Annotated in this window: 2 protein-coding genes and 1 pseudogene; all 3 read left to right on the top strand. The window is 62.6% G+C overall.

Annotated features, from left to right (window positions below; genetic code table 11):
* Window positions 1-482 precede the first annotated feature (482 nt).
* The gene (locus tag TX83_RS16960) at window positions 483-995 is read left to right on the top strand and encodes a DUF6900 domain-containing protein (RefSeq protein WP_064749160.1); all 513 of its coding nucleotides are present in this window, start codon (window positions 483-485) and stop codon (window positions 993-995) included.
* Window positions 996-1,182: 187 nt separating this feature from the next.
* On the top strand, window positions 1,183-1,425 hold the full coding sequence (locus TX83_RS16965; protein WP_064749161.1) for a hypothetical protein: 243 nt from the start codon (window positions 1,183-1,185) through the stop codon (window positions 1,423-1,425).
* 177 nt (window positions 1,426-1,602) lie between these two features.
* Window positions 1,603-1,873 (top strand): annotated as a pseudogene (locus TX83_RS16970) (hypothetical protein); the annotation flags it as partial.

Raw genomic sequence — 1,873 nt, forward strand, 5'->3', positions numbered from 1 at the left:
CGGCCGCGAAACCTCGCTAGCGCCAGACTCGCGAATGAGGTTTGCACTCAAGAGGTTCGCACTCGCAAGTTAGGTTTGCACCGAGCCGATGACAGAGGTTGCGTCAGTTTTCCGCTCGAAGTGTTGCGCCCCAACACCCTTGCTCGTAAATCGGAAATGTTTCCGATTAAGCAAGGCCGCACGCATAGCTCTTCTGGAATCTTTCGCCGCAGTGCTGTCACCTGCAAATCGGCCAATTTGCCGATTTAGCGCTTCGGCCTATGGTCGCAGCGCTGGCGCGGGCCTTTGCCCGGCGGATGGAAAGAGAAATAGCGGCGCCTCCGATTGGCTGGGTCGATCCTGCTCCACCGGCCGCCGTTAATGCGAATTCACACGCCATCGTTCAGCCCCCCTTCTGATTAAAGACCCCGCACCCGCTTGGGCGGCGCAATACTGTCTGAATTTCGACAGTTTCCGGCCGCCTACCGAATCAGCTCCACGCGATGTCCGCAGCCCTCGACGAACCAGTCAGGAAGCTGTCCGCCTTCGAGGACATTCGTTCTTCTTCGCGAATCGACTTGGATTCACCGCCGAAGGAAGCGTTCATGCGTCCACACCGACGCACGGCCAAGGAGGCCCGCATGTACGACGCAACCCTAAGCGAGATCGCCCAGCAGCACTTGAACCTCGCGACGCTGATGGATGGCCCCGATCGCCACGAGGTCTCGACCGACTCGGTCAAGGCCGCCCTCAATGCTGCCTACCTCGCAGGCTACGCGGCTGCGATGCGGGCCGCCGCCGGCAGGGGCAAGCCCCTCCCAACCGAGCCCCATACGATGCTAGGCAACGAGTGGGTGGGCCAAGGCTACGCCGACGAGCTGCTGGACGACCCGAATGCGATCACGGTGGTGACGCTGGCGATCCCCGAGGCTCTTCTGGTCGAAGACCGGTCGAAGGCCAAGCGCGCGATCGAGGTCTTGGTGCCTACAGCCATTCGCCACCGGCGTATCCGCTAACAACACCCCACCCCCTAGCAGCGCCCTATTTGGGCGCTGTTTCCGTTCAAGCCTCTCGCCCAGTCGTTGTACCTGTCCGTGAGCTGTCCCAGAGCGCGGGTTCCGGCATTGAACCCAAGAATCTGCTTGGCTTACGCACGGAAGGAAGCGTTCATGCCGTCACCCCAACCACGCACGGGTGCTCAGCATGACCAATGAAGAACAACCCAATCTGGAACGGCTCAAGCACGGTCTGCGCGACCTCAAGCGACTACGTCCCATCGCCTTCGGCGACATCGCGGCGCTCGAGGACTTGCGCGAACTTGCTTACAACGAGCTTCAACGCCGTGCCGGCAACGCCCTGCGCCTGCTGCACAGCGATCTGGTCGAAATGATCGCCTTCGACAACGTCGATGTCCGCAAGGCGGTGTGCGATGTCGTCGCCGAGTGACACCGACCTTTGGTTCTTGAGGGCTATGGCGGCGACGGTTCTCGTCGCCGCCTCCGACGGAACCCTCGACCTCAATCATCTCGCTCGCGAAGAACTGATCCGCCGGGGCCTCGGTCCCAATGGAGAGTGGGTCGGTCCCCGCCGCACACGCGAGCTTCACACCAAGGACAAACAACCATGAGCCGGACCGAACTGACCGATAGCCAGCGCGGCGTCCTCCTTCTCGCCATCACCACCGAAGGCCGCGTCGAGCACTTCCCCCAGAACTTGCAAGGCGGTGCCCGGACCAGCGTCATGCGCGGTCTGCTGCGCAATGAACTGATCGAACCGCACGATGCCGGATACCGGCTGACTGACGCCGGCTGGAAAGCCACAGGCTACGAGCCGCCGGAGCCGAAGGCCGCCAGCCCGGAGGCCAAGGCCGACGCCAGCGAGGCAATGCAGCCCC

The sequence above is a fragment of the Lysobacter antibioticus HS124 genome (assembly GCF_000336385.2).
Lineage (GTDB): Bacteria > Pseudomonadota > Gammaproteobacteria > Xanthomonadales > Xanthomonadaceae > Lysobacter > Lysobacter firmicutimachus.

What these genes read in the sequence shown, in the direction of transcription:
- TX83_RS16960 (WP_064749160.1), top strand. Translation starts at nt 483, where the DNA reads ATGTCCGCAGCCCTCGACGAACCAGTCAGGAAGCTGTCCGCCTTCGAG.
- TX83_RS16965 (WP_064749161.1), top strand. Translation starts at nt 1,183, where the DNA reads ATGACCAATGAAGAACAACCCAATCTGGAACGGCTCAAGCACGGTCTG.